This is a genomic window from archaeon, assembly GCA_016432545.1.
Classification (GTDB): Archaea; Thermoproteota; Nitrososphaeria; order Nitrososphaerales; family Gagatemarchaeaceae; genus UBA183.
This window is the reverse complement of record CP066694.1, coordinates 1,450,469-1,473,992: the sequence shown is the minus strand read 5'-3', so window position 1 is coordinate 1,473,992 and position 23,524 is coordinate 1,450,469. Positions and strand designations below refer to the sequence as shown.

The 23,524-nt window shown below is 55.7% G+C and carries 25 protein-coding genes; 8 read left to right on the top strand and 17 right to left on the bottom strand.

The window, feature by feature from the left end:
* Window positions 1-13: 13 nt before the first annotated feature.
* The 3 genes from HY247_08290 to HY247_08280 all read right to left on the bottom strand — a co-directional run bounded on the left by HY247_08290 (window position 14) and on the right by HY247_08280 (window position 1,574).
* Window positions 14-502, bottom strand: a complete 489-nt coding sequence (locus HY247_08290) for a hypothetical protein (protein QQG48717.1) — start codon at window positions 500-502, stop codon at window positions 14-16.
* Window positions 492-959, bottom strand: coding sequence for a hypothetical protein (locus HY247_08285; GenBank protein ID QQG48716.1), 468 nt, complete (start codon window positions 957-959; stop codon window positions 492-494). The genes HY247_08290 and HY247_08285 overlap by 11 nt, the downstream gene beginning before the upstream one ends.
* A 66-nt stretch (window positions 960-1,025) precedes the next feature.
* Window positions 1,026-1,574, bottom strand: coding sequence for a hypothetical protein (locus HY247_08280; protein QQG48715.1), 549 nt, complete (start codon window positions 1,572-1,574; stop codon window positions 1,026-1,028).
* Between the two features lie 314 nt (window positions 1,575-1,888).
* Between HY247_08280 and HY247_08275 the strand changes: the two genes are divergently transcribed.
* On the top strand, window positions 1,889-2,290 hold the full coding sequence (locus HY247_08275) for a hypothetical protein (protein ID QQG48714.1): 402 nt from the start codon (window positions 1,889-1,891) through the stop codon (window positions 2,288-2,290).
* A gap of 282 nt (window positions 2,291-2,572) precedes the next feature.
* On the opposite strand, the gene HY247_08270 is transcribed toward HY247_08275, so the two are convergent.
* The 8 genes from HY247_08270 to HY247_08235 form a co-directional block, all read right to left on the bottom strand.
* Window positions 2,573-2,869, bottom strand: coding sequence for a hypothetical protein (locus HY247_08270; protein QQG48713.1), 297 nt, complete (start codon window positions 2,867-2,869; stop codon window positions 2,573-2,575).
* A 114-nt stretch (window positions 2,870-2,983) separates the two neighbouring features.
* Entirely contained in the window at window positions 2,984-5,053 is a 2,070-nt protein-coding gene (locus tag HY247_08265; GenBank protein ID QQG48712.1) for a type II secretion system F family protein, read from the bottom strand.
* The gene (locus HY247_08260; GenBank protein ID QQG48711.1) at window positions 5,050-6,747 is read right to left on the bottom strand and encodes a type II/IV secretion system ATPase subunit; all 1,698 of its coding nucleotides are present in this window, start codon (window positions 6,745-6,747) and stop codon (window positions 5,050-5,052) included. The genes HY247_08265 and HY247_08260 overlap by 4 nt, the downstream gene beginning before the upstream one ends.
* A gap of 349 nt (window positions 6,748-7,096) precedes the next feature.
* Window positions 7,097-7,375, bottom strand: a complete 279-nt coding sequence (locus HY247_08255; GenBank protein QQG48710.1) for a hypothetical protein — start codon at window positions 7,373-7,375, stop codon at window positions 7,097-7,099.
* On the bottom strand, window positions 7,375-9,045 hold the full coding sequence (locus tag HY247_08250; protein QQG48709.1) for a hypothetical protein: 1,671 nt from the start codon (window positions 9,043-9,045) through the stop codon (window positions 7,375-7,377). The genes HY247_08255 and HY247_08250 overlap by 1 nt, the downstream gene beginning before the upstream one ends.
* Window positions 9,042-9,707, bottom strand: a complete 666-nt coding sequence (locus tag HY247_08245) for a hypothetical protein (protein ID QQG48708.1) — start codon at window positions 9,705-9,707, stop codon at window positions 9,042-9,044. The genes HY247_08250 and HY247_08245 overlap by 4 nt, the downstream gene beginning before the upstream one ends.
* A gap of 81 nt (window positions 9,708-9,788) precedes the next feature.
* Complete coding sequence (locus HY247_08240) at window positions 9,789-10,049, bottom strand: type II toxin-antitoxin system RelE/ParE family toxin (protein ID QQG48707.1); 261 nt, start codon at window positions 10,047-10,049, stop codon at window positions 9,789-9,791.
* Complete coding sequence (locus HY247_08235; GenBank protein QQG48706.1) at window positions 10,050-10,244, bottom strand: hypothetical protein; 195 nt, start codon at window positions 10,242-10,244, stop codon at window positions 10,050-10,052.
* A gap of 146 nt (window positions 10,245-10,390) precedes the next feature.
* Between HY247_08235 and HY247_08230 the strand changes: the two genes are divergently transcribed.
* Window positions 10,391-11,203: a hypothetical protein gene (locus HY247_08230; protein QQG48705.1), complete on the top strand. Its 813-nt coding sequence runs from the start codon at window positions 10,391-10,393 to the stop codon at window positions 11,201-11,203.
* 36 nt (window positions 11,204-11,239) lie between these two features.
* Here the strand turns inward: HY247_08230 and HY247_08225 are convergent, their stop codons facing one another.
* Window positions 11,240-13,072, bottom strand: coding sequence for a hypothetical protein (locus HY247_08225; protein ID QQG48704.1), 1,833 nt, complete (start codon window positions 13,070-13,072; stop codon window positions 11,240-11,242).
* 776 nt (window positions 13,073-13,848) lie between these two features.
* Here HY247_08225 and HY247_08220 point away from each other — a divergent pair.
* Window positions 13,849-14,412 (top strand): hypothetical protein, encoded by a 564-nt coding sequence (locus tag HY247_08220; protein ID QQG48703.1) that lies wholly within the window; start codon window positions 13,849-13,851, stop codon window positions 14,410-14,412.
* 156 nt (window positions 14,413-14,568) lie between these two features.
* Here the strand turns inward: HY247_08220 and HY247_08215 are convergent, their stop codons facing one another.
* The 4 genes from HY247_08215 to HY247_08200 all read right to left on the bottom strand — a co-directional run bounded on the left by HY247_08215 (window position 14,569) and on the right by HY247_08200 (window position 17,505).
* Entirely contained in the window at window positions 14,569-14,895 is a 327-nt protein-coding gene (locus tag HY247_08215) for a hypothetical protein (protein ID QQG48702.1), read from the bottom strand.
* 122 nt (window positions 14,896-15,017) lie between these two features.
* Window positions 15,018-15,392 carry a hypothetical protein gene (locus HY247_08210; protein QQG48701.1) on the bottom strand — a complete coding sequence of 125 codons (375 nt, stop codon included), beginning with the start codon at window positions 15,390-15,392 and terminating at the stop codon, window positions 15,018-15,020.
* Window positions 15,393-15,396: 4 nt separating this feature from the next.
* Entirely contained in the window at window positions 15,397-16,524 is a 1,128-nt protein-coding gene (locus HY247_08205) for a hypothetical protein (protein QQG48700.1), read from the bottom strand.
* Between the two features lie 9 nt (window positions 16,525-16,533).
* The gene (locus HY247_08200; GenBank protein ID QQG48699.1) at window positions 16,534-17,505 is read right to left on the bottom strand and encodes a hypothetical protein; all 972 of its coding nucleotides are present in this window, start codon (window positions 17,503-17,505) and stop codon (window positions 16,534-16,536) included.
* A 194-nt stretch (window positions 17,506-17,699) separates the two neighbouring features.
* Between HY247_08200 and HY247_08195 the strand changes: the two genes are divergently transcribed.
* The 5 genes from HY247_08195 to HY247_08175 all read left to right on the top strand — a co-directional run bounded on the left by HY247_08195 (window position 17,700) and on the right by HY247_08175 (window position 22,875).
* Window positions 17,700-18,056: a hypothetical protein gene (locus HY247_08195; GenBank protein QQG48698.1), complete on the top strand. Its 357-nt coding sequence runs from the start codon at window positions 17,700-17,702 to the stop codon at window positions 18,054-18,056.
* An 873-nt stretch (window positions 18,057-18,929) separates the two neighbouring features.
* Window positions 18,930-20,243: a hypothetical protein gene (locus HY247_08190; protein ID QQG48697.1), complete on the top strand. Its 1,314-nt coding sequence runs from the start codon at window positions 18,930-18,932 to the stop codon at window positions 20,241-20,243.
* 226 nt (window positions 20,244-20,469) lie between these two features.
* A complete protein-coding gene (locus HY247_08185) occupies window positions 20,470-20,862 on the top strand; it encodes a GIY-YIG nuclease family protein (GenBank protein QQG48696.1) in 393 nt (130 codons plus the stop codon).
* Between the two features lie 101 nt (window positions 20,863-20,963).
* Window positions 20,964-22,070 carry a hypothetical protein gene (locus HY247_08180; GenBank protein QQG48695.1) on the top strand — a complete coding sequence of 369 codons (1,107 nt, stop codon included), beginning with the start codon at window positions 20,964-20,966 and terminating at the stop codon, window positions 22,068-22,070.
* A 325-nt stretch (window positions 22,071-22,395) separates the two neighbouring features.
* Entirely contained in the window at window positions 22,396-22,875 is a 480-nt protein-coding gene (locus HY247_08175; GenBank protein QQG48694.1) for a GNAT family N-acetyltransferase, read from the top strand.
* A gap of 91 nt (window positions 22,876-22,966) precedes the next feature.
* Here HY247_08175 and HY247_08170 read toward each other — a convergent pair whose 3' ends face one another.
* A complete protein-coding gene (locus HY247_08170; protein ID QQG48693.1) occupies window positions 22,967-23,497 on the bottom strand; it encodes an Lrp/AsnC family transcriptional regulator in 531 nt (176 codons plus the stop codon).
* Between the last annotated feature and the right edge of the window lie 27 nt (window positions 23,498-23,524).

Here is a 23,524-nt window from a genome sequence, read left to right as displayed (position 1 = left end):
GGCTTTTAACGAGTCAGGCGGGCAAGACCGAGACAGCCTGCTGCGCACTGGCCCCCGAGGCTGCCACATAGAGTGAGTACCCTGTCCCGAGGGTGAAGACGTTCCCGGCTTTGATGGTCACGGTTACGAGAAGAGATTGACCGGGAGGGAGGGTCGTCGCGATGACCATGGAGCCAGGGCTGGACCCGGAGAACGCTGTCAAGGAACCAGTGACCGGGTTTTCAAGGGTACCGCTGTAGGCCGCAGCGGAGGAGATTCCCGAAGTCACCAAGGTAAATGAAGAGAGTTGTACGTTCCCGGTGTTTGCAATCTGCAACGTTTCAATGGCCAGGCCGGATCCCTGCCGGATTGACACATTCGAGATGGAGATGGACGCGCCCTGGAGAGACGCTGAGTAGTAACCGATGGCGCTGTACACGAAAACCGAGGCACCTGACACAATGGCAACGAGCATGAATGTCTGGAGGTAGGTCGAGATCGCAGTCCTGCGTCTAGGTTCCAATCGAGACCTCACTGCCTCCAGCGTCGATTAGAGTGAACGTCTGACCCGAAGCGTGCACACATGTTGGTGTCGTGAACGAATACACCGTCAGACCGTTCGCAATGATAGAGGCGTAACCGCTCCCTGAGTAGAGGGTGCCGTTGATGTAGACGGCTGTCGGCATGAAACTTGTGATACCGTAGTTGTAGAGAGCGAGGGAGAAAGCTGTCCCTTCGGTGAACCCCTTGTAAGACTGAATGCAACCTCCGGATCCCGGGAAGACGGAAGAATAGACGAGGACGATCAGCTTTCCTGCTGAGGCCTGCTGGGCGGATGCGGCCAGGTAGGACGAGTACGATGTAGTGCTAGACTGGCTTAGCGCAGCCTCGACAACCAGGCTTCCGAAGAGCAGGGTTGCACCGATCATCAGCATGGTTGCGTACAGTTCGCTTACGGCCGCTCTCTTTGCGATTCTCACGAGAGAGCAGGGTCCGGAGGCTTAAAAGAAAGGGAGGGGGCTTCCATCATGCGAAGCCCCGCGCTTCTAGTTGGAGGTTATCTGGACTTGGGAGTTCGCTGTGCCGAAGAGGGCGTTGATAGTGACCGTGGAGCCCTTGGCGGCCATGGTGGAGAATGTTGTTGTTCCCGAAAATGGGCCGTTCAGAATGAAGGATGCTTGTTGTCCTGGAGAGAGGGTTGCGGAGTATGTGAAGGTGACCGGGCCAGTTGTCGCTGAACCAAGGCCCCAGCTCGCCCCACTGAGAGAGCACGCCCCGGAACAGGCCAGGGCGGCTGTCCCGATTGATCCGGGCGAGATGGTGACAGTGCAGGTTGGAGCAGTGCAGGCCACTGCAGAACCTCCGTTGTTCTTGATTGTGATTGCGATGGATTGTGGTGACGCCGACCCCCCTCCGGAGACATATGAGGCCGAGACCTGGATGCTGGTGTTGCTTGTCGCGCTGCCTGCGAGACCGTAGACAGCGGCGGCCACAACGCCGCCGACAGCCAGGACGGCTGCGATGATGATGAAGAGGTCCATGCTTTGGGAGATTGCTTTGCGCTTGTTTTCTGCGATTCGATGCGCTATGTTCATCGACGGTCAAGGAGTCAGCGGCTTTTAACGGACCAAGGCCTGCGCGGGGCATTGGTAAGTTCTCTGGCCACGGAGGGCGCTCTCAAATCCTCAAGGGGCTATCAGCTTTTCCCCCACAACTATACCCGACCCCATGAAGCTCTGAACGGATGACTCCAGCTGAAAGAGCTGGAATCAAGGTCGAGGCGAGAACAAGCGGATGACTCTGATTCAGAACGCAAGTGCCGACGAAAGTAAGGCATAAGCCATCCCTTCCCACGTACCCCGAAAAGATGGCTTTTGACTTTGTAATCTTCGTTGCTGCCCTGTGGGCTTTGTCGACAGAGATGGTCGAGGACTCTGTGGTTGACCTGATTTACGGCCATCTATTCGGGTGGAAGACGCTGATCAAAGCTCTGATAATCGCGTCCATCATGATTACTTTCGTCTCTGCCCTCGTTGTTTTCTTCGCCGCAACCTATCTACAGGCCTACCTTGGATTGGTCCAGAAAGGTGCTGCAATCCTTCTGGGAATGATCGGGGCCTTCTGGTTCCTCACCTCGATCTTCGGGAAGGAAGACGAAATTGAAGAAGCGAAGTCTCGGAAGGGGAACCTGTCGGTCGCACTACAACTCGTGTCAGTCGAGGAGGTCGAAATCGTGTTGATCATATCCCACTGGTCTTGTCATCCCGCGCTTTGGAAGCGACCATCGCGGCATCGATTGGTCTCTTCTTGAGCGTCTCTCTGGCGGCCGTCCTGAGAGGGCCTTTCTCACGGTTCGTAGAGGGTCGGCTGCGGCAGCTCAAGGTGGCTTCAGGGGTCTTCCTGATACTACTCGGACTGGTTCTCTTCCTCGATTGAGCCTCGCATGGCCCGACCCTTGACACCGACAAAATCCTGAGGCTTGGCCCATCAACCTAACAGAACCACTTGTTCTTGCCCAGCCTCTTAACAGGGGAAAATGTCCAGTTGACCTACCAGACCCCCCGCGCGGGCTGAGCGAAGGAACTTGCGGCCGCTACGGCGACAGAAATTCCTGCAGGGAATCAGGTATTCCTCTTGATGGCATACCTCCTCTTGCCCTGATCTCGGCCTGAAGCAGCTTGATCTTCTTCTGCTGCCCTAGAAGCGAGACCATGAAGAACGGTTCGGTTGTCAAGTCCTTCTTCGACGTTTCAACCGCCTCGCCAAACTGCTCCGTGACTTCTTTGATCATGGCGTCCCAGAGCTCCCTGTCCTCCTTGCGTAGTGCCCAGGGAAAGCCCTTCCATGACTCAATCTCTTCCTCGAGTCGGCTTCTCGAAGCCATCAACACGTCCGTACCATCGTTCTAAGATAAGGCAAAGGGTCTTCCGGAGCCTGTGAGACAGACGGTAGATCGAAAGTGATGTCCGCCAAGTCATCGCTGCTGACGAATCGCTACGCGCCTTCAGAGATGAATGAGAGACGCGAAGTTCAGGTAGGACATGACAAGCAGGGCTCCTACCGCCACCGCCATGTTGACCGATGCCCTGAGCGTGTTCTTGACCGTGAAGTCGGTCATTTTCGCGCCTATTATTCCCAATGCTGCAGCCGACACCACAACAAGCAGATTGGAGATCTGCAGCAGTTCAGGGGGGACTGCTCCTATCTGCAGATTGGACACATGGAGGTTGGTGAACCCTGGCCCTACCTTCGAGCCGAAGTTCTGCAGCACGCCTCCCATGAACGAGATTCCGAAGGCGAGGAGGACTGGCGACACGTAGGAAAGCATGAGATACGGGCGCATCTCCGCCTGCGTGTTCCTCTTCATTTCCACCACTTTCTCGGTGTACGAGGCTAGCTGGTAGACCGTGTCCACCGTCCCGCCGCCAGAGTGCGACATCTGCCCCAGGACGAAGAACACCATCCTCGCCAGCCTGCTCTTCGGGTCGATGTGCAGCTCGTCGAGGGGAGTGCCCGCCCTCAGCTCCGATGCCACTTTGGCCAAGATGCTGTCGAATGAGGAAGTGTACCTGTTGTGGGCTGCAATGGAAAGGATCGACCTGTTGAGGTCGTACTCCTGCCGTTTGAACTCCATGATGTCCTTCATGAAGTCCGGAAGCGCCTCCTCAATCTCCCTCATCTCCCTCCGCTGGCGGATGACCGAAAAGCCGTAGATTGTAGTGAACATGAACAGCACGCTCGCCGCAGCGATCCAGAGCTGCCCAGTGGCTAGGCCGAGCCCCAGACCCGGCAACGAGACCACGAAGCTCCGCCCGAAGTTCCCCGCCAGGGGCTCGTCTCCGACCGGCTGCATCCTCCCAGCCATAGCAACGAGCAGGATCGTGAAGAGGGGAATCCCGAGGGCGGTGAAGCCCAACAGTCCGAGGATCGAACTTCCCGGTGAGAACATGCCCACCACAAGTATCAGTAGGGGTATGACCCCGAAGAGCGTGACCATCATGCTCCCGACGATCCCAGCCCTCCCGGCGTACCTGGTCCAGCTCTCCTGGAGCTCGCGGAGCAGCGACCCACTCTCTCCTATCAAGTAGGTCGGGATGTCCCCTCCGCTGCGCACTTTGGAAGTGTACCCGTACAGGAAGGAGCTGAACTTCCTCGACGGGTGGTTGGATGCGAGCCTCTCGAAGCTCTGGTTGGGGTTCGACCCGAATATCGTCACGTCCCGCCTGACGAGCAGGGCCTCGCGTCTGACGTAGACGAAGATCCTGGTGTCGATCATGCCGTCGAATATCGAATAGAGAGAGACTCCCGCGCTGCCAAGAACGTTGACCAGGATGGAGAAGAACGGCAGCTCGCTCTCGACCCCCTCTCGCCGTTGGGTGGCCTTGTCCCTGAGCCTCAATTCGGGGTAGACATAGAGCACCGCTGGGATTGTGACGATCAAGGCCAAGGGAGGCCACAGTAGCACAGAGAGGATCAAAGCTGCTGGGAGGATGATTGCCGCCCCGACCATGGATGACATGATGGACTGGGCAGCAAGGGAATACGGATTTCCTATCTCGCCCGACCTTGACAGGAGCTTTGAGAACCTCTGGGCCCTGTATTCCGCGAACCTCTTCAGGCGGTCCTTCCCTGTGACGAACCTTACCCACCTGTCCTCGGAGATCCTCGCCAAGGTGGGCGAACTGGCAGAGCCTTTGAAGGGGTAGACTCCTTTGAATGAAAGCAGGGAGAAAACGAGGAGAGAGGGAGCGGGAACCAGGTAGAGCGAAAGGCCCGTGGCCTTATACTCGTAGAGAAGGGCGCCTGCGATGAACAGGCCTAAGATTGCGGCTGGCAGTCTGAGGTCGTAGACGATCGTGTGCTGAGACGCTCGTCTCAGGAATGCGCGGCCCTCTGTAATGGAAAACAGCAGGCCTGTCGCCGCACCTAGGCTCACGCTGAGCAACAGGGCACCTTCGAGCTGGCCCAGCAGAGAAGACGACGCGGGCAAGGCGAGGTATACGATGAACGAAGCGAGCGCAAAGACTGCTGTTATTGAAAACGTAACCACTCGTTTGAGGCTGGCGGTTCTCAATTTGGGGTCCTCTGAAGTTCGCGCGGCTCTTCTCGGTTGATGTAGGCCCTGACCATCGAGGAGAGGTCCGACGGGGAGAATTCGGCTTTGCTGACGGAACTGGCTATGTAGGCCGCCCGGGTCGTCAGACCATTCAGAACGTGCTCGTTGGTCCATCCCAAGCTCTCGGCCATCTCCTTCAGCCTGAAGCTCCTGTCGAGGACCTCCTCGGGGGTGGTGGGGGTGAAGGAGTCGTCTGCGAACCTGTACTTGAAGACGTTGACGATCTCGTGGGAGTCGTGCCCGACGGGCCTTATCTCGTCGACGCTGATGACCCTCCTCGCAGTCGTCCCGTCCGGCAGCGTGATTTTCCTCATCGTGGCTATGGCGGTGATGTCCCTTACATGCCCTTCAGCGAACCTCATCGGCGGTGTAGTCACCCTCTGGACGCACCTTTCCGCGTCCTCGGCGTGGACTGTCGTTATGGTCGAGAACCCGAGCGTGATGGCAGCGGCCACGGTCTCTGACTCTTCCCCCCTCATCTCCCCCAGGCTGAGGATGGTCGGGGAGAACCTCAGGGAGAGCTTTAGCAGGTCTGATAGGGTGTACTCGTACCTGCCCGAGGCCGGTGAAAGGCCGGCGCGAGAAGACCTTGTCTTGAGCCTCTGCCAGTGGAGGTCGTCAGGCAGGTTGACTTCCAGCACGTCCTCGGCAGTGACAATCTTCGCCCTGGGGTTCATCATGGAGAGGATGGCGTTCATCAGGGTCGTCTTCCCACTGCTGGTCTCGCCGGCGACCAGCACGGTCGTGGTGCGCTCCAGGAAGAGCCAGAAGTAGGCCGCCATCAACGCGGAGAGAGTCTTATGGAAGTGGGTCTCATTGTAGACCAACAACGGGTCCGACTGCAGTACTGGTCTGCTCGAGGTGACCTTGACCTGCTGCGGGGCCGCCAGCTGCACTATCGTGAGCGGGTTCTCCTTCTGCTTCCTGATCGAGTACGTCGACCCTGGCCTCGAAATCTCGTCTCCAAGGGTCGCGGAGACCCTCCTGTCGGATGCGCCGTGGAGCGTTACCTCGAGAGAGGGCTGGGCGAGGGAGACCGTTGTCCCGCCGAATTGGGCCATCCGCCTGATGAATGCCTGCAGCCGCTCCTCGCTTTCGTAGACGATGTTCGTCTCCATGAAGAGGTACTCGGTGAATCTTCTGTGGAAGATTCTGACCGGCCTGTCCCAGCGTACGACGCTGATCTCTTCTATGTCGTCATCACCCACCAGAGGATCAATCTCCCAGAAGCCGGAGAAATCCTTCAAGAGGTAGTAGAGGAACTTCCTAGGAGCTTCCTGGACCACTGAGAGGAGCCCCGCCTTGCCCGCCGCCTCCCAGAGGTACCTCTCAAGGACCTGGCGGGGGCTCCCTGAAGTCTCTACCGGGATGGAGTCGCGGAGGTTGTCCTTCAGGAGTTTGAGGGCCTGAAGCTGCCTCCCTTCAAGAGAGGGCAGTTTGACGACATATTGGCCCATAGAGTTGTCGTCGACGATGAAGACCTGGGCTGAAGAGTCGGGGTCATCATCACGTGGTACGCGGTAGCTATCTACGATGTTCCCTTCGATGACAACCGGAGCTTCGTTGCTGAGCGAGGAATTCGTGGGAACGTCTGGCGTTGTTTTGGGGTTGGAGTTCTGAGGTCGTCTAAACCAAGACAGGCCGACCATCAATTGAGGACATGCCTTTCACTTAAAACGCATGGCGAAAACTTCTGCAATCCTCACAGCTCCTCTCTCTTCTCAATGTGCTCTGAAACAGGAACGCGGGTATTATATGCTCAGTTCGAATTCTTTGTAGACATTCAACGTGGCTAGCAATCGGCTCAATGCATACGAGGCCGCGATTGAGATCGTCGAGCTGAACGCAGAGTTGTTCGTGGCGACAATGGAATTTGAAGAAGGCAACCATAGGGCGTACCTGGAACATCTTAGGAAAGCCCAAACCCACCTTACAACTCTAATCGTAGATGCTGAAGAGCACGCCGACATTGATCTGTCTGGCGTCGAATAGCTCACTCCCTCAAGTGACCGAACTTTCCTGTCTTCCCACCTCGTCAGGAGTCGTCGTGAAGTACCTGTGCTCCATATCGGTCAGCTTGTTGTAGAAAGGCACCCTCCCCTGCTCAGTGACCATTATCCCGAACCCCCTGTCAGACCGCTCCACGAAGGCCCTCTCCTGTTCGCTGAGCCCAAAGAGAGAAGCTGCCAGGTCTGAGCCCCCTCCCAGGCCCCCCGAGTCCTGGTGGAGGAGGACCTTCGTGGCGCACGACTCGTGGACCGTCCTTCCCTGCCCGCTCATCAGGTCCTTCCCGTACTGCGTCGCAAGCACCAATGCGATGTTGTAGTGTCTCCCTGTCCTGGCTCAGCGACTATGTCCATCGCCTCAGAGAAGTACAATCTGCCCCTATCGTCTGTGGCAAGGAAGGCCCAGGCCTCGTCGATGAGCAGGACCTTCTTCTGCGGAATCGGGAGGGATTTCAGTGCCGCCATCGCCAGGGCGCTGCTCAGGATCACCGCGGACCCCCTCACCTCCTCATCGTCAGGGAGGTCGTCGAGTACGAAAATCGTCCTCGTGTACGGCTTCTGGGGCTCCCCCTCGAACATGAAGTTCAGCGGCTTCAGGTTGGCTTCGAGCCTGAGTTTCAGCTGGTCGGAGACTTTCGCGCTGTACACGTCCTGCATCGTTGCAGTGCCTTCGGACTGGACCACCATTGCTAGCTCGGCCCTCAGGTTCCTTTCGCCGTCGCTGATGTGTGCCATCCTTGCAAGGAGGGACGAGGCTTGCTTCCTGTTGAAGAGAAGGAGCGGGTCGAGGCCCATCGGCTCTCTTGGGTTGAACCTGATGACCTTCGCGCCTGTGAGTCCGGCGAAGCTATGATCATAGGTGCCGTCGGGGCCCTTGCCGTACTCGCTTTCTTTCACGCTGTCGAAGACCATGAAGGCCAGGTCAGGGTATGTGATTGCCATCCTGGAAACCCAGCTCTTGAGGAGTATTGACTTCCCGTAGCCTGTTGCCCCGACCACGAGGATGTGCGGGTTGCTTCTTCGATAAACATCGTATATGATTGGCCCCTTGGTCTGGAGGTTCGTCCCGAGGAAGACGCCGTTGTTCTCGATTATGTCCAACCCGGCAAACGGGAAGAAAGCCGGGACGCTGTCCGTAGGCATCAGCAGGTTCGCCCCATGAAGAAACCCGGGCCCTTTTCCTGATACCAGGAGGTGCTGAATCCCGCTCGGCGAGTCGAGCTCAGTGACCACGCCCATCACCACATCCCAGAAGGATTCCGCCTTTTTCTTCAGCGATGAGTGGTCTTTGTCTCTCAGTACCAAGACGCACGACACTCTGAAGAGTTTCTGCGACCCCGAAATCACCCCCCTGGCTGCTTCCTCAGCCATGGCCGTCTCCTGCGTCAGCTCCCTGTCTGTTCCCCCCGCAATCTGGACGATACTAAGCTTGGCCTGCAGCGTGTCTGCGTGGAGCCTGATGACCGTCTTGGACTCGTCTCTGGGGAGTGGCTCTATACTTATCCTCACCTCGTCGGTCATGTCGATTATGCTCCCTTCCCCCCTGTCCACCGCAAGAAAGGCGGGGTCGAGTTCTGAAGAGATGCCCGTGATGCTGTAGGCCTTCGCGAGGTCTCCGTTCTCTATTACAGCATACCTCTTGAGATTGTTTGTGACTTGGTACTCTGGGATCTCCATCACCCTGACGCACTTGTCCTGCAGACCCATGGCCGCGAGGAACCCCTCGAGGGGGTGCTCACCCTCAATGAAGTATCGCCGGTATTTCACCTGGTAGAGCTCGTTCCCGACCACGACGCTCATCCTGTCCAGCTTGACGTGGAAGGTCACGGGGGAGCTGAGCTGCTGGAGGGCTGCCGCGAAACCAGACAGAACGGCGCCACGCTCGCCTTCGTTGAGGTTGAAGTAGTTGATCGGGCCCACCTCGTAGGCAAAAGGGGCGCTCAAGAGACCTTCTTCATCTCCAGGGATCTCTTCCCCTTCACCTTGACTTCGACTTTCACCCTGTGGATCGGCTTCTCCTCGCCCTCAATCCTCACTTCGAGGTCGTGAAGACCTAGGTCGGCTGCGGTGGGTACGAAAATCATCGTATAGGCGCTCTCTGCCTCGCTGATGGGCGTGGCAAGCGCGTCGGTCCCGGGTCTCGGCGCCCCATCGACAAACAGAGAGACCTTCCTGGGCTGCTTGGTCCTTTTCCATCTACCGCTTATTGACAGAGGCGTGAAGTACTCGTCAGTGTCAGCTTCAATCCTGAACGCCCTTTCCTTCCCTGGCTCTTCCTTGCTGTCAGGGGCCTTCTCTAGGTGCTGTTCTTTCTCCGCTGCTACCTTGGGAGCAATCGTCGTTAGCCCCTGCAGCCTCACCAAGATGAGCTGCTCAGGTGTCAGCATTTTCACCCGCCAGAACGCCAAGGCGGAACCGACGAGGAGAAAGGAGCCGACCGGAATCAGCTTGAGCGTTGCTGTCGAAAGCGGGACCGAGAAGGCCATCCCAACCAAGAATGAGAAGAACAGGATCACCAGCTGCCTCGGACTGACCCAGACCAGCCTTAGCGGGATCCCCCTCCTCGACCAGCGGTTGGCCTCTTTGAACCAGAGAATCCTGACCACATAAGAAACGAGAGCACCTGAATTTAACAGACTGAAGCAGGTCCGGTCGTGCCATGCATAGGTCTGAAAACCGTGGCGTTGTTAGTAGACTCTGCCCCTTGGGCCTATTTCCAAGACCACTATCACGCCGTCCTTCTTGTGAAACTCATAGATTATCCTCCAGTCACCTACCCTGATCCTGAACACCCCCTCCATCCCTTTCATCCTCTTTACGTCGAAGAGTTTGACTGGTGCGAATGATTGTTGCAGTGCGTCCAGCGCCTCGACGCTCTTCCTTCTGATATGTTCGGGCGCCTTTTCCAGACCCTTGCCCGCTCGCTTGGTCAGGACAACATGATACAACTAGTCCGCGACTCGCTTCCTGACATCGCCCCACTCCTCCACGTCGCCTTGCGCGTATTCTTTCCTGCCTCTCGCCACAGCCTTCCTATCCTGTGCGCTTGGAGAGACTTCAGGCATCAGCATCTCCCTTATCTCTTCGATGTCTCTTCGGAGACCCTTCACTTCCCTGTGGAGTTCGGTGAGTTTGGAAGCCATCTACGGCAGTCGAGGGCTCTGGTGAATATTAAGCTATTCTTGGCTCCTGACCCTTTCCGGGTGGGAGGGCTCGACTGAAATCGCCAATGCTTGGCAGACTGCTCTGACCGCTTGGCAAAGGGGCAGTTATATGCCGAATCACCGAGATGATTCAGGAAACGCGAAATCAGATGGCTGAAACTGAGGTAAGGGGAGGGCAAGGCAGCAGGAAGGTGAAAGTTGACGGGGAAGAGTCAATCCTTCACATCACTAGTCAATCGGTCTTGTTCGAGAAAGGAGGCAAGATCGGCGGGTTCGAGAAGAACGCGATTAGGATGATAAAGCCTCAAGGTGAGATGATGGTAATTGCGTACTCAGACGGGAATGAAATCAGGTCAGTCAAAGTAGAGCCAATGACGGCTGTCGCGTCGTTGCTCGTTCCTGACAGGGCTTCGGACCTCGCTCCTAGTAGAACCCTGAGCCCAACAACCTCCACCGCTCTCAACGAAATCTTCGAGAGGTTGTACCGTGAGACAAAGAAGGAACTTGAGGAAAGGCTCGCCAAGGTGCAGGGAGACCCAAAGAACAGAAGTCTGAGATTGACACCCGATGAAGAAGCGCGATGCGAGAGAACTTCTCGGAAGTTGGTTAATTTGATGGGCACCAAGTACGGTTTCGACCCACTAACCGACGATAATCCGATATCGTTCTGGGGCCTGGAGAAACATCAGCTTGAGTTGCAGTTAGATGTAGTCAGAGTCCTTCACATCTATTTCCTGCGAGGGCTAGTAGGTCCAAAGGCGGAGACCGAAGACATAGGGTACTCTGCTTACGAGGTTTGGCCCGATGACTGGGAACGGATCCTTATCAGATTCAAGCTGACAGATGGCCCATTCTTGACGGAGAAGTTCAAGAGCTACTTGAAATCACATTGGAAGTACCGTCCGGGCGAGAGGAAACCTGTTCTCGCCAGTTCTTGACCCCTGCCGGACTTCGTGGAATCAGACGTGACCTGACTATCGAACCCTAAGTCTATCGATTTTCGCTCTGAGTGCACTTTCAAACATTGACATATTCTCGTGATATTGTGAGTCGAGCATTCTGACTTCTTCATGGGGCACTCCGACCCCAAGAGCTCTCCCAACAATCCCTCTCATTTCGAAAGGCAATTTCAGTTCGGTCGCAAGCATCCCTCCTCTGTAGGTCACTATGCTTTGCGAGGTCTGCGCAGGCATCTTGATGTCGATCGCCCTGTTGATTGACGCCGCCGACCTGCTCGCCCCCATGCCACCCAGCGTCCCGACCGTCCCCATGAGCGCCATGTTCTGAGCCATGTGCGGGACAGCTCGGCCGAAGGCCCCTCCGAACCCTCCAAGAGCCGCCCCTGCCTTCTGTGAGAACCCTGCCCCCGAGGGCAGGCCAGAAACCGCCTGACCTGCAGCCGAGATCCCGCCTGACATTCCCGCCGTCGCCGGCCCTGCCGCTCCTGCTCCAATCGCTATCGCCGTTCCCGCGGACGCCATCCCGACCTGGCTCATAGTCTGAAAGAAGACGCCGGTCAGCGGGGCGAAGACGGTCGGAGCGAGTATCGCCCCTAGGAGCGCGGCGAGGGCGACCCAGTTCTTCTCGACCCCCGCGGCGCTGAAGATCGAGCCGCCGTAGTTATTGAGGATGTTCGCCGCGAGTCCAAGAAAGAGAGCGCTAATCACAGACGCAAAGATGATCCCGAAGAACGTGTCCTCGATCGTTCCTGCGAACCTGGCCGTGAACCTGATGTCCCTTAGTACAAGAACTATCGGCATGGCGACTATCACCGATCCTATCAGGAAGAGGCGCGCGGTCCCGAGCATCCATTCCATCACCCAAACTATGATGCTTGCGATCCAGCCGATGATATCTGTGAAAAAGTCCCCTCCGAACGCCAGGTTGGAGCTCACGGTCGCGATGTTGACGTTGTATGTTGTGTACGAGCTGTTCGGCCCGGCGATGATCTGCTGGTTGAGGATGTTGGCGAATCCTGCTATGGCGTTGTAGGCGAAGGGGAGGAGGAAGATCATCAGCAGCGTCACGAATAGCCCGTCGAGCCCTGCGAGCGTCCTCTTGGTGTCCCCCTTCCCGTTCCCCCCACCTCCTCCCATGAGATACAGGATGAAGTTGATCATCCCGGCACCAATCAGGAAGATGACCGCGACTTCGGCGAGGAGCATGTAGTAGCCGCCCAAGGGAAGCTGGTCAAACGTCGCGAAGAGGCTCGTGAACGTCGGGTTACTGGCCGTAATCCCGAGCTGGGGAACTTGGAAGAGCGGAAGCTCGACCACGAGGATGTACAGATTCCCGTTGCTGACCCCTAGGTGCGAGCCCGATGTGCCAACGACTGTGTTGTTTTGGTTGTACGCGTTGATTACCAGTGTGTAGTAGTCCATCTGCGAGGGCTGATTGAGACCCTGTCCGACATAGCTGAGGTTGGAACTCACGGACGATGGATAGTTGAGGGATGACGGGTTGAAGCCGCCGCTGTCAATCGTGTCGTTTACGGTTGTCTGTGCGCCGCCCAAGGGGCCAGTGATGTGTCCGACCACGTACACCCATCCCCCGAAGTGAAGGGGGCCGCCATTCCACGCCCCCTGCACGGTGACCGTCGCTCCTACAGCAATGAAGGAGGCCCCATAGATGTCATAGGAGTTCACCTTGACGTTGGAAAGGGTGACGGTTAGCGGAAGCGGCTGGTTCAGGCTCTGGGCGAATGCGCCGGTAACAGTTCCAATGAGCCCGATGATGACGAGGCAATAGAAGAAGTATCGGGACATCTTGCGATATGAGGAAGCAGCCTCGCGTATCCCGGCTCTCAATTCCACCTAGTGTCGCACCGATTATCAGACTCTCACACTGTTAAAAGAGGCAGAACCGGACTCGTCATGGAGGGGGGTCGCCGGGACTACAACTCTACATGTAGTGCCGGAAGCGGTCGTATCTTAGCGTGCGGTCGCCGGGATTTGAACCCATCATGCTGGGCGGAAATTCTCTGGACTCTGGGCCTGGGGTCGAGAACGCGTTGAGCATGATTGAATGTGGGGGCGGGATTAGGACTTAGCATGCTGTGGCTAAAGTATTGAACGTCAGGTAGGCGTTGCTCAAGAATGCCAGGAGACGGTTCTCATTCTCTTGTTAGCCTTAAAGCATGCGCAGTCACAGCATAAAATTACGTCAGTCTGGACGAAAAGAGGTCAAGGTGACGCAGGTGAGGCTTTGGCTTACTTTTGGCTCAGATCGCTCTTTCCCTCTTCTAGGATAATCAAGATCGACAACGGCGCGGACTTTCTCGTCATCAGACACCGCCCAAGTGTCTGGAAATTCTTCGAGGTGAAGACCGGTCCTTACGCTGCCCCGAGTGAATATCAAGAGAGGGTACAACAAACGGTAGGAGACAATCATTACGAATATCTCTTCAAGAACCCCGATTTTTGCGCATACTATCAACTCAAGCTGACAGAGCAACAAGGCGAAGAGATAATTCGGCAGTTTGTTCGTAAGTACTCTCTTCATATGACTAGACTCGGAGAGAGATTTCATGATGCTTTAGGTGCACAAAGGGAGTTCGGACTAGTCAGCTAAGAAGGTCGGAAAATTGCGTGGACTTTTCGGAGCGAAACATTACCGAGAGTGGACAAAACCACAGTACCTCAACGTCATTGAAGAGCACAAGAAATCGAGAGTTTTGGAGATGGAACGCCTGCTTACCACTATGTCCGAACAACGAGTTGATGAAATGAATCAGTTGTCGAAACTAATCGCAGAATACGTAGAAGCGGGAATCTTACTTGAATTGTTGAGTGGCGATCAAGAACGGAAGGTAGTGAATTGGCTAAACAGCAATTCGTATGATGTCAAGACAAGAGCATTCCTACTTTCGGCGTGGTATAATTCGATGGAAGCATATGGATACGACCCACACAATGCGAAGACGTTCAACGCAATGGTATTGCCGCGGATAATTGATTTCTCAAAGAACCTCTTCTTCAGTGATCAGACACCGAAATCGGCAAAACGAACCATCTATTTCCTTATTGCCAACTACCTTTCAAGAGGCAAGAAGTTTGACGCGTTGGAAGCAGAAAAAATCGGTAATAACACAAGTTTCTCATGGAAGGAAGGAATGGATTACTTGAGTAAAATCGGCATCGGTTTCTAGGTACCGTCGCTTTGAACTCAGCATGAAGTGCGGGTGGTGGGATTTCAGCACAATAAATTGTGCTCAAAGCAGGATATTCAGAAGCCAAGATTACTGTGCGGTCGCCGGGACTTCAACCCGGGTTACCAGCACGGACCGTAATTCCTTGAAGGAGACCTAGACCCCGCCCCTGCCCGATCCGCCGCGCGCACCCAGATACTCTATCGCACCCCATATTCCGAAGATGGACGCGAATATGATTAGGATGCCAGCGAGGAGCGTGATGACCAGGTTCGCCGTGCTGACCAGGATGTCGGGAAGGGTTATCGTGTTGCCGTCGAGTGTGCCCACGCTGCAGACCCCCGAGGCGAGGTTGTTACACGGGAGGAGGAACGATGATGTCTGTCCCCCGGAGACCAGGTATGTGATGATGAAAGGAATCGCGAGGCCGAGCACGACCGCTATGATGGCAGACTCGATCTTCTGCATCGCCGAGCTTAGCATGAAGACCCAGGAGCGGGCGGCTTAAAACGAATCGAACGGGTTAGGGTCGAGGGTTGAGCCTAACTCTCGCAGCAAGATAGGCTCAACAGTTGAGCGTAGCCGCTTCAGATTCTGCTCCGCCATCAGGGAATCCCCGTCCTGAGCGCCCAGCGTTCCTTGAGCCGCCTTACGTAAGTCTGGAGTTCCGACTCGGTCCATTCTTTGATGCCGCACATGTCAAAAACGGTAAGGTCCGGATAGTGAACGAAGATTCCTCTGGGCATGCCGGACGCGATCTGTCTTCTCATCTCTTCAAGGAACGAGTCGGTGAAGAGGTACTTCGCCCTGCTGGTTGACCGCGCGATTACCCTAGCGTCGAGGAGGGCACGGAAGGTCCTGGCCACAAGGCTATCGTCGACTGGAAGGGCGTAGATGCTCTGCGAATCAAAGTACACCCCTTGCGTGAGCATTTCAGCGGAGATGATCGCTGCCAGGGCCTCTCTCTTGACCTTTGGCACACCATCACCGCTTCATTCGCGGAAGTGGTAACTGCAAGGGACCGGCCACCTTCCCTTCGACCACCTTCTGCCATGAGTTTGTCTCATGGTCAAAACGGAGGTCTACCGATTGCATTTTCCCCTCCGGCTCCATGAACGTCGCAGAGAAGTGCGATGAGACGGCCCAGGCCCTTCCTTCCAAAGGCCTGACGAGAAGGAAGAATTCTTTCCCACAATGAGAGCAATTACACGCCACCCTGGAGAGCGTCTCGGCCACCTTCGTCTCCTTTGCGCCTTCAGGGTTGGGCGGGAGTTGGGTGACGTCGATTTCTCCCTTGACTTGAAACATGTTTCCCCCGCCACAGCGGGGACATGACGCGACGAGCACCGCTTCCTCATGGACTTCCATGGGTTGCTCGTGCTTTTCTGCAACGGCCCTCTTCGGCACCTGTGCCGCTTCCTCTGGCTTGATGTTCGGGAAGAGTTTGGGGAACCAATTCAGGCTGTATGCGGCTTTCCTGCTCTTTTCGGCGGCATCCGCGTCTTCGATACCGAACTCGGCTGTGGAGGCCGCGGTCGTGTAGAACTCCTTCTCTCCCTCGACCTCGCACAGGTGCTCCAGCTGTGTCAGGGAGTACTTGGATCGCGAGGCCCTCTCCACGTCGTAGAGCTTCTTGAGCCTCTCCTCCCCAAGTTTCTCGGCCACGCTGAGGAGGCGCTTCAGGCTGCTGTCCAGCTCTTCGTCCGTTGTCGGACCCCTGACCTTGAGGAGCCCTGACGCTTGCTCCAGGACCGACAGCCCCTGCCGTTCCCCTTTTCCGTCTTCGTTCTCCGCCCTCGCCCTGACGAACATCTGCATCTCTGTGAGACCCTCGTCCACGTAGGCGTTGTAGAAATCGAACCTCCTGTCCTTCGTCTTCTGGCTCAGCTGTTTCAGGGCGAGGAAGCGTCTGACTCCGATGTACACGTAGTAACCGTCCTCGTCCTTTCTTCTGATCACCCTGCCCGGGTTAAGCTGCCCGTTCGGGACGGCGTCGTCCGCCGCAGCCCTGATCGAGTCAGCCAAGGATGAGACGTCGTACTTGAAGCGGAACGCGAGTCGTGGGTGGGGCTGTGCATGGTCTAGGGGTATCGCTACCAATTGAGAGGGCATTTCGTCTGATTACCCCTGCCAGTGATCCAGCTCGCCCTTCACGACCAGCGACCGCATCGCTGAAGGCCTAAGGTGGTGCTTCTGGACCGTCAGGTCGCTCAGCTCCACGGGCACGACCGACTCGCACGCCTCCACCACTGCCTCCTCTGCCAATTTCTTCGGAGAGCGGCCGCGCCCGTCTATCGCCTTCGCAGCGTACCTCTCCGCATACTCAGCGCTCACCCTCTGCAGCAGCCCCGCCTCCCGGAGCAGGTGTTCGGTCAGTGGCAGCTTTGAAATCGAATACTTCCTGAGCGCCCCAGTCAGGTCCGCACGATTGGCGACTGGACCCCCGCGGAGCCTTGCTTCCTCGAGGACCTTGAAGAGCTCGAAGTTCCTCTCGTCGGCCGTGATCAGCAGTCTCGACTGACCGAGTGCCGCTGCCCTCTTCTGGTCGTACCCGTTCCGTGTGAGCCGGGCGTTGCTCAGCTCAAGAAGGGCCCCGCCGTCCGAAACGAACAGGGGAACCCTCAGATTGGTGTAGAGTCCGTTCGGGTGAAATTTGAAGCCCCTTGCTCTGCCGTTGACAAGGACGCCGATATCTCCCGGAGAGATTGGGTAGGCTTCGACTATCAAGTCCTTCAGCTGGCCGATTCGAGGGTGGACTCTTGAGATGCAGAGGCTGACCTCGGTGACGTTTCTGCCCAGCCTCAGGAACTCGTCTGCGACAGAAGCGATTGCAGCCTTCGTGGGCCCCAGCTCGTCCATCAGTTTCACCGCCGTCCGCTCCGCCTTCTGCTTGACTGCAACCTTCACCTCAGAGGATGCGTTGAACTGTTCCACGAGGGCGTTGATCCCCTTCCTCAGTGGGGCCATCCTCCCTTCCTGCTGGATTGAGAGGGCATAGGATCCGTGCGCCCTGGTGCCGACACTCCTCCCCAGCACTCTTGAGAGCTCGCGCCTGTCAAGGGGGGCGGCGCCCACAGGGCTGGCCCCGTCCATGTAGCCGGGTCCACAACCCGAGCATGACTCTTCCACTAGTGGGGAGCCGCACTCCTCACACAATTCTAGGGGTTCTCCTTCTGCCACGTCTGGGAAAACGAAAGGTGCTTTTAACGCGTAAGAAATCTCCATGACCATTATTTGCGTCTGGACTCGAGTAAACATTTAAGACTTCCGTAGTTTTACCGTAGCCTATGCCAGACAGAGGGTTCAAAACAATTACCGTGACCACGCAACTTTACGACCAGGTCAAAAAGAAGGCGAAGAGGGAGAAGAAGAGCGCAGCGGGCTACGTCAGCGAGATTCTGCTGAACATGCTCTACGTTGATGAGAGGTTCTCGAACTACGTCCCGCTCCTTGAGCTAGTCGCCCTGGAGGCCAACGAGGTGATAATCAGGGACAACAAGAAGGATAGGGTTGTGGAGGTGAGGGCCAAGAGGGCTGACGATGGAAAGCTCAAGCTCTACTGCGCCCTGGACAACACGGACTATTGCCCGCATACTGCCTTTGCGGGGGCGCTCCCTCAAGTGATCAACGCGGTCAGACGCTGAGGAGTTCGGCCTTGATTCCGTCAGAACTATCTCGAAGGACTGCGAGGTAGAGATCGGATGGCGAGCGAACTTCCGAATTCGACGAAAGGCATGCTAGACGAAGAAATAGAGTCGTGGAAGGGATTCCCTTGGGCGCTACGCAAAGAAGACTTGGACCTGTGGAACGCCATGATCAAGAGGTCAAAGAACAGTTCGGCGAGGCCGTCGACGCATCGGGAAAGAATCTCGCTACCGACCCCTTCTTCATGGCCCTGCTATTGGCCCAAGAGAAGACAATCAGACGACTACGGGACTACGCCGAGTCCTTAAGACCATCAAGCCAAACGACAGTAGATGCCTTCTAGCTACCAAGCTTCATCTCCTACGTGCACGGGTTCATTCCTCCATGGTTCGAACAGGAGGTTGAGGGGTTGGAAAGAAATGAAAGAAAAAATGGGGGAGAGCTGGGGGCCTAGACTGCCCTCAACTCACTACTTGTCGTACTCATCGTTATTGGGGTTCTCCTGGTCCGCATGATTGTCTAGATCGTACTCCTCCTGGGTCTTGTCAGGATCTCCATCAATGTGCCCCATCTTGCTCAATCACCCCCTGCACGACGCGATTGGGCCGTCATGGTGCCCCCTACCATGGTTGTGTTATTTATAAGTGCTTCTTATGTTACAGTTTACGTTACACACTTAAGCCCCGGCAATTAGACTAGGCAGGAGGATGTCTACCCCTGCCAAGGAGCGAGACCCGGAGAAGAACCAAGGGGCTCAGAATCATACTGCAGATCAAAAGACTGAAGCCTCCTTCCAAGCCTGGCTGAGCGACAGCTTCGTCCTCTCAGGTTCGGATCTGGGCTCCGAATCAGCTCCGACAGGCCTCAAAGTAATGTCGCGGGTGGAGCTCAAGAAGCACATAGAAACCGCACTGGACAGGGGAGATCAGAAGACAGCGGACCGACTCCTCGCCCTTGCGTCGACCGTTCAGTCGCCTACGGAAGACATGGTCAGGAAGAGTGTGCGCATCGGGACAGGTGAGTATCTTGCGCTCTACAGGCTCAAGCTTGAGCTCGGCTCCTCATTTTCGGATATAGTGACCGACGTCGTGAGGCCAAGAATTCTGAGCTACCTCCGGGAAAGGGTTGCTCCACTTGTTGCCGGTCAGCGAGCAGCGAAGATGCGGCTGGACCATCTGGAGGCCCAGATAGAAGCGTGGTCCAAGAACAAGCCTGAGTCCAGGACGAAGGAAGCCGATTGGGAAGCCGACCTTCCCGGAGTGATAGCAATGTACCCGTACAAGGTCGACGATGTGAAGGAGGCGTTCCTCGGAATTGTCTTCGGCGACCTCGACGACATAATCCGCCGAGTCAACTACACGTACCTGGAGAGCGGGGACAACGTGTACCAGCACTTCCGCGAGCTCTGGCTCAAAGAAATCGGGGAGGACGTCGTCAGCTCGACCTTCCTCGAGGCATCGGTCAGCGAGAATGGGGTCCGGTTTGTCCCCGTAGTCAGCCCCAACGGGAAAATGTGGTATGATGGCAAGGACCTCGAGGCCGTATTCGACGCCTTCGGCGAGGACGAGGTCAGGGGGTTCGCCAAGACCATGGACAGGATTTCCGAGATCCCAGAGAAGTTCAAGCAGACTGACAGGGAAAACGAGATGGCATACTTCCGGATGCGCGTGAGGCTTCCGGCCTTCGTCGCAAAGGAGACCGGGCCGGACGAATTCGAAGTGGAATGCCAAGAGAAGAGGCCGTTCGAAGAGAAGAAGATCCGGGACGCTTACGCCCTAGAAGAAATGGTCAAGCGGGCGGCCGTCAAGCTGGACCAGGACCCTAACTCCTACTTCAGGAAAGAGTATGACCTATTCTACGCGAGGGAGGAGCGTGGCGGACAGATACAGAGCTTCGGAGAGATCTTGGCTCGCTGTCAGAACCTGACCAGGTTCATCCGACTCGCGACAAAACTTGCAAACGCCCCTGAAGAGTTCGCGACCGTCAGGGAGCTGAGCCGCATGGGCAACAGAGTGCGAGGCTACTCGATGGTTCTGGAGTTCCTCGAGACGTTAGTGAGGTCGAGCTTAGAGCGACATAAGGTCATCTCTTTCTATGTCAATGCGGATGTGTGGAGAGTCATGCCTCTAGCCCTAGAACAGACGAACTGGGTCGAACTCGTCAACAAAGCCAGTTCTAGACGCTAGTCGTCGCTGCCCACAGTCAAGCATTGGCAGGTAGTAGTCACGATTCCCAGTTCCCCTTCTCCAGCCATTGTTTCTGACCTGCCAAACACTGGTAGTCGAGAATGACCATCCTAGTCATGAACTGGAAGCCAAGAAAGGCACTAGGTAACGCGACTACAGGCACAAGTTGTGCAATAAGGTGTAAGACCACCCATTTCTCTGGCCTGACGTTGAGGGACGTGCCCCATTGACCGATGAGATTCTATTCCTCATAAGGCGATGTGCTGAGTTCATCCCAAAAGAGAAAAGGAGCATTCTTCCGAGAGCCAGGGGAATCTACGTTCTGATGAAGAAGGGACACGGAGACTCTTTTCATGTTATTTACGTCGGGATGTCAGACTCGGACATTCACGGCCGACTCAATGCTCATGCTCGAAGTAGTAGAAAGGGCGACGCCTGGGATTACTTTTCGGTTTTCGAAATCTGGGATAACATACCCGAGGACATGATAAGGGAGCTCGAGGGTCTGTTGAGATACATCTACAGGAAGGACCCCAGTGCCAACATCTTCAACCTACAGGGAGGTTACAAGAGACTCAGACGTCTGAGGGTTCCCATCCAGGATTGGAAAAAGGGCTAGTGGAATACCCGTTCATTCAATATCAGGTAATCCGAGAAAACGAGTCAAGGGGAATTTTTGAATTGAAACGGAACTACCACTACTCACAGTCCGAGAGGAAATTGATTGACAAGCACCCGCGGCCAAACAAGGCCGCAAAGAAGACAAAAAATGAGCCTAGGTTATGGGATCATATCCACCGGTCAAATTCCCTCAGTGAGATTCTCAAATTGACATTCAAGATCGAGGGCAGGCTCCCAGCTGCCCGTCGGGCTGTCAAGACATTCGACGGGGTTCACTTTCTACTTTTCATTGTCGTCCACCAAGGTGAGTACTTTACAGACGTCGTATTCCCAAAGAATCCTCCCGAGGCTGCCTTTGTGGCCTGGGACCTTCCTGAAGAGGCCACCTACGAGCTTCTTGTGGCCTGTCTACTCGCTAGACTTCGGGCTGTCCCACAGGGGATTTCCCATCTGCGACGCTCTCTTGAACTATCAATCGAAGCAGCCTTCCTGTCCACCAGTTACCTTATGCAAGGAAGAAAGTCGTGGAGCCCATTCACCGAGCTGTATACAACAGACCTATGGCAATACTACTCTGGCATCCGGCCACTTTCATTCAGGGAAGTCGTTGGTCAGGTAAAAACGGAAGGAAGAAGCGTTTCAGATTGCTTAGTGGACTTCACTCACTTCTACCTAGAGGCTTTCGCGAGTCGCTACTGCAACGAGCATTTCATGCGCCTGTCGAAGGAGCTCGACAGGCAGGGACTTTCTTCCCCCATTGGAGTACCAGTTCATCCTCAGGAGATTGGGTGCAAGACAATCAAGTGTTCGAGAGAAGCCACTAAACTTGTCGTTGAGCGTGTGCCTACCTTTGAGCTGATGCGAGAGGTGGTCAAAGCGAAACTGAAGAACGAGGGATACTCGAAGGATCAGGACCATGTCGTTAGGCAACTGTACGCCAAGTTGTCGAGATACGTCCATGTGACTCGGGTTGCTCACCGTCATCGCCCCGGCTGGGATAGGAGAGACCTCGACACATGGCTAGAGGTAACTGGGCAGTTCCTGCCATGGGCATCTAGGATGTTCGCAGCCATTTGGAGGCTACAGGGTATCGAGATACCGGGGTTGTCCACTTACCTCGAAGAGCAGGGGCATAAGTTCTCGAATATTGATCTGAAGCGTGCTGAAGACCCTGTCTGCAGGATCTTCTACAGCTTGACGAAATGAACTTACTGACTGCCTTGCCTTCAGCCTTTCGAGTCTAGATTTTTGGGGAACGCTCCACATAGCTTATCCCGGTAATCCCTTTTCGCCTTGACAGCCTCCATTCCCGTGGGCTCCGCCAGGAGAGGAAGTGAACCCGTAGGTACAATGCCCCGGCCGGGGTTTGTACCTAAAATGGGTACAAACCACCAGCATGGTTCGGTCTTGAACGGACACGGACACGTCACCACCTTCCGTGGCGGCGCCACAGCGACCCGTTTCGCAACGTCGCTCTGAACGGAGAAGATATCTCCAAGCTTTCTCCGATGCATATGGGGGTGTATTAGCGATGTTCAGAATAGTGCACGCCGAGACAAAAGGTCAGATTAGAACCGCTCGAGACCTTTTTTCAGAATACGGGAAGTCGCTAGGGATCGATCTCTCATTTCAGAACTTCGAGGAAGAACTCAATTCCCTTCCGGGGGATTACTCCCCACCTAATGGCGTTCTGCTGATTGCACTGCTTGATGGAGAACCTGCGGGCTGCGTCGCTCTGAGGAAACTTGGAGCAGATGGAAAGGTTTGCGAGCTGAAGCGGCTCTACGTGAGACCAAAATTCAGAGGTCGTTCTCTTGGAAGGAGGCTTGCAGAAAGCGTAATCGCTGAAGCAAGTCGCTTGCGATACGAAGTGATGCGCCTTGACACGCTGAGGACCATGAATGAAGCTATCATGCTTTACACATCTCTTGGTTTCAGGGAAACGGCTCCATACAGGTACAACCCGATTGAAGGAACCCGCTTCTTCGAATTGGACCTTCAAAACGAATAGACCTTGGTCGTACCTCGCGCGCGCTCGCCTGGTCTTGAACCAGTTTGCAGTGAGGTCGCCGGGACTTACCCGGCATACTGGGCGGAAAATTCTACGACCGTTTTTGCTTGGATGACACCTCAAGTTCTGGTAGTGGCGGCAGTCGAACCGGAACCGGCGAAGATTGGACGATCGAAGTGGTGGTCTGTCCGTACGGAAGGAAACGATCTATGATCAATTCCAAGGCACCGACTGACGACACATTCGCTTTGACTAGAAAACAATCCTCACCCGTAATGCGATGGCACTCCACGACTTGCGGAAGTTCGCGCACCAGATTCGCAATCGTAGAAAGATGGCCCTGGAGAGGTCTAATCCTGATGTAGCATGTAAGCGGAAGCCCTAATTTTGCGGGATTGAAGTCGACTCTCCAACCGCTGATTACCCCTTTGCTTTCCATCCTCCGGACGCGTTCGACGACGGCGGGCCTGGACATCCGCACGTTCTTCGCGAGTTCAGACATGGAAATACGGGGATTGCGTCCAAGGGTATCCAATATCCGTAGGTCCAAATCATCCAATTCGGGCTCCTCGTTCACCGAATCGGAGGCAAGGGAGGCTTTCGGCCTCTTTTTTGAAGGCATATATCCTATGCCAGATTCGGAATGCTG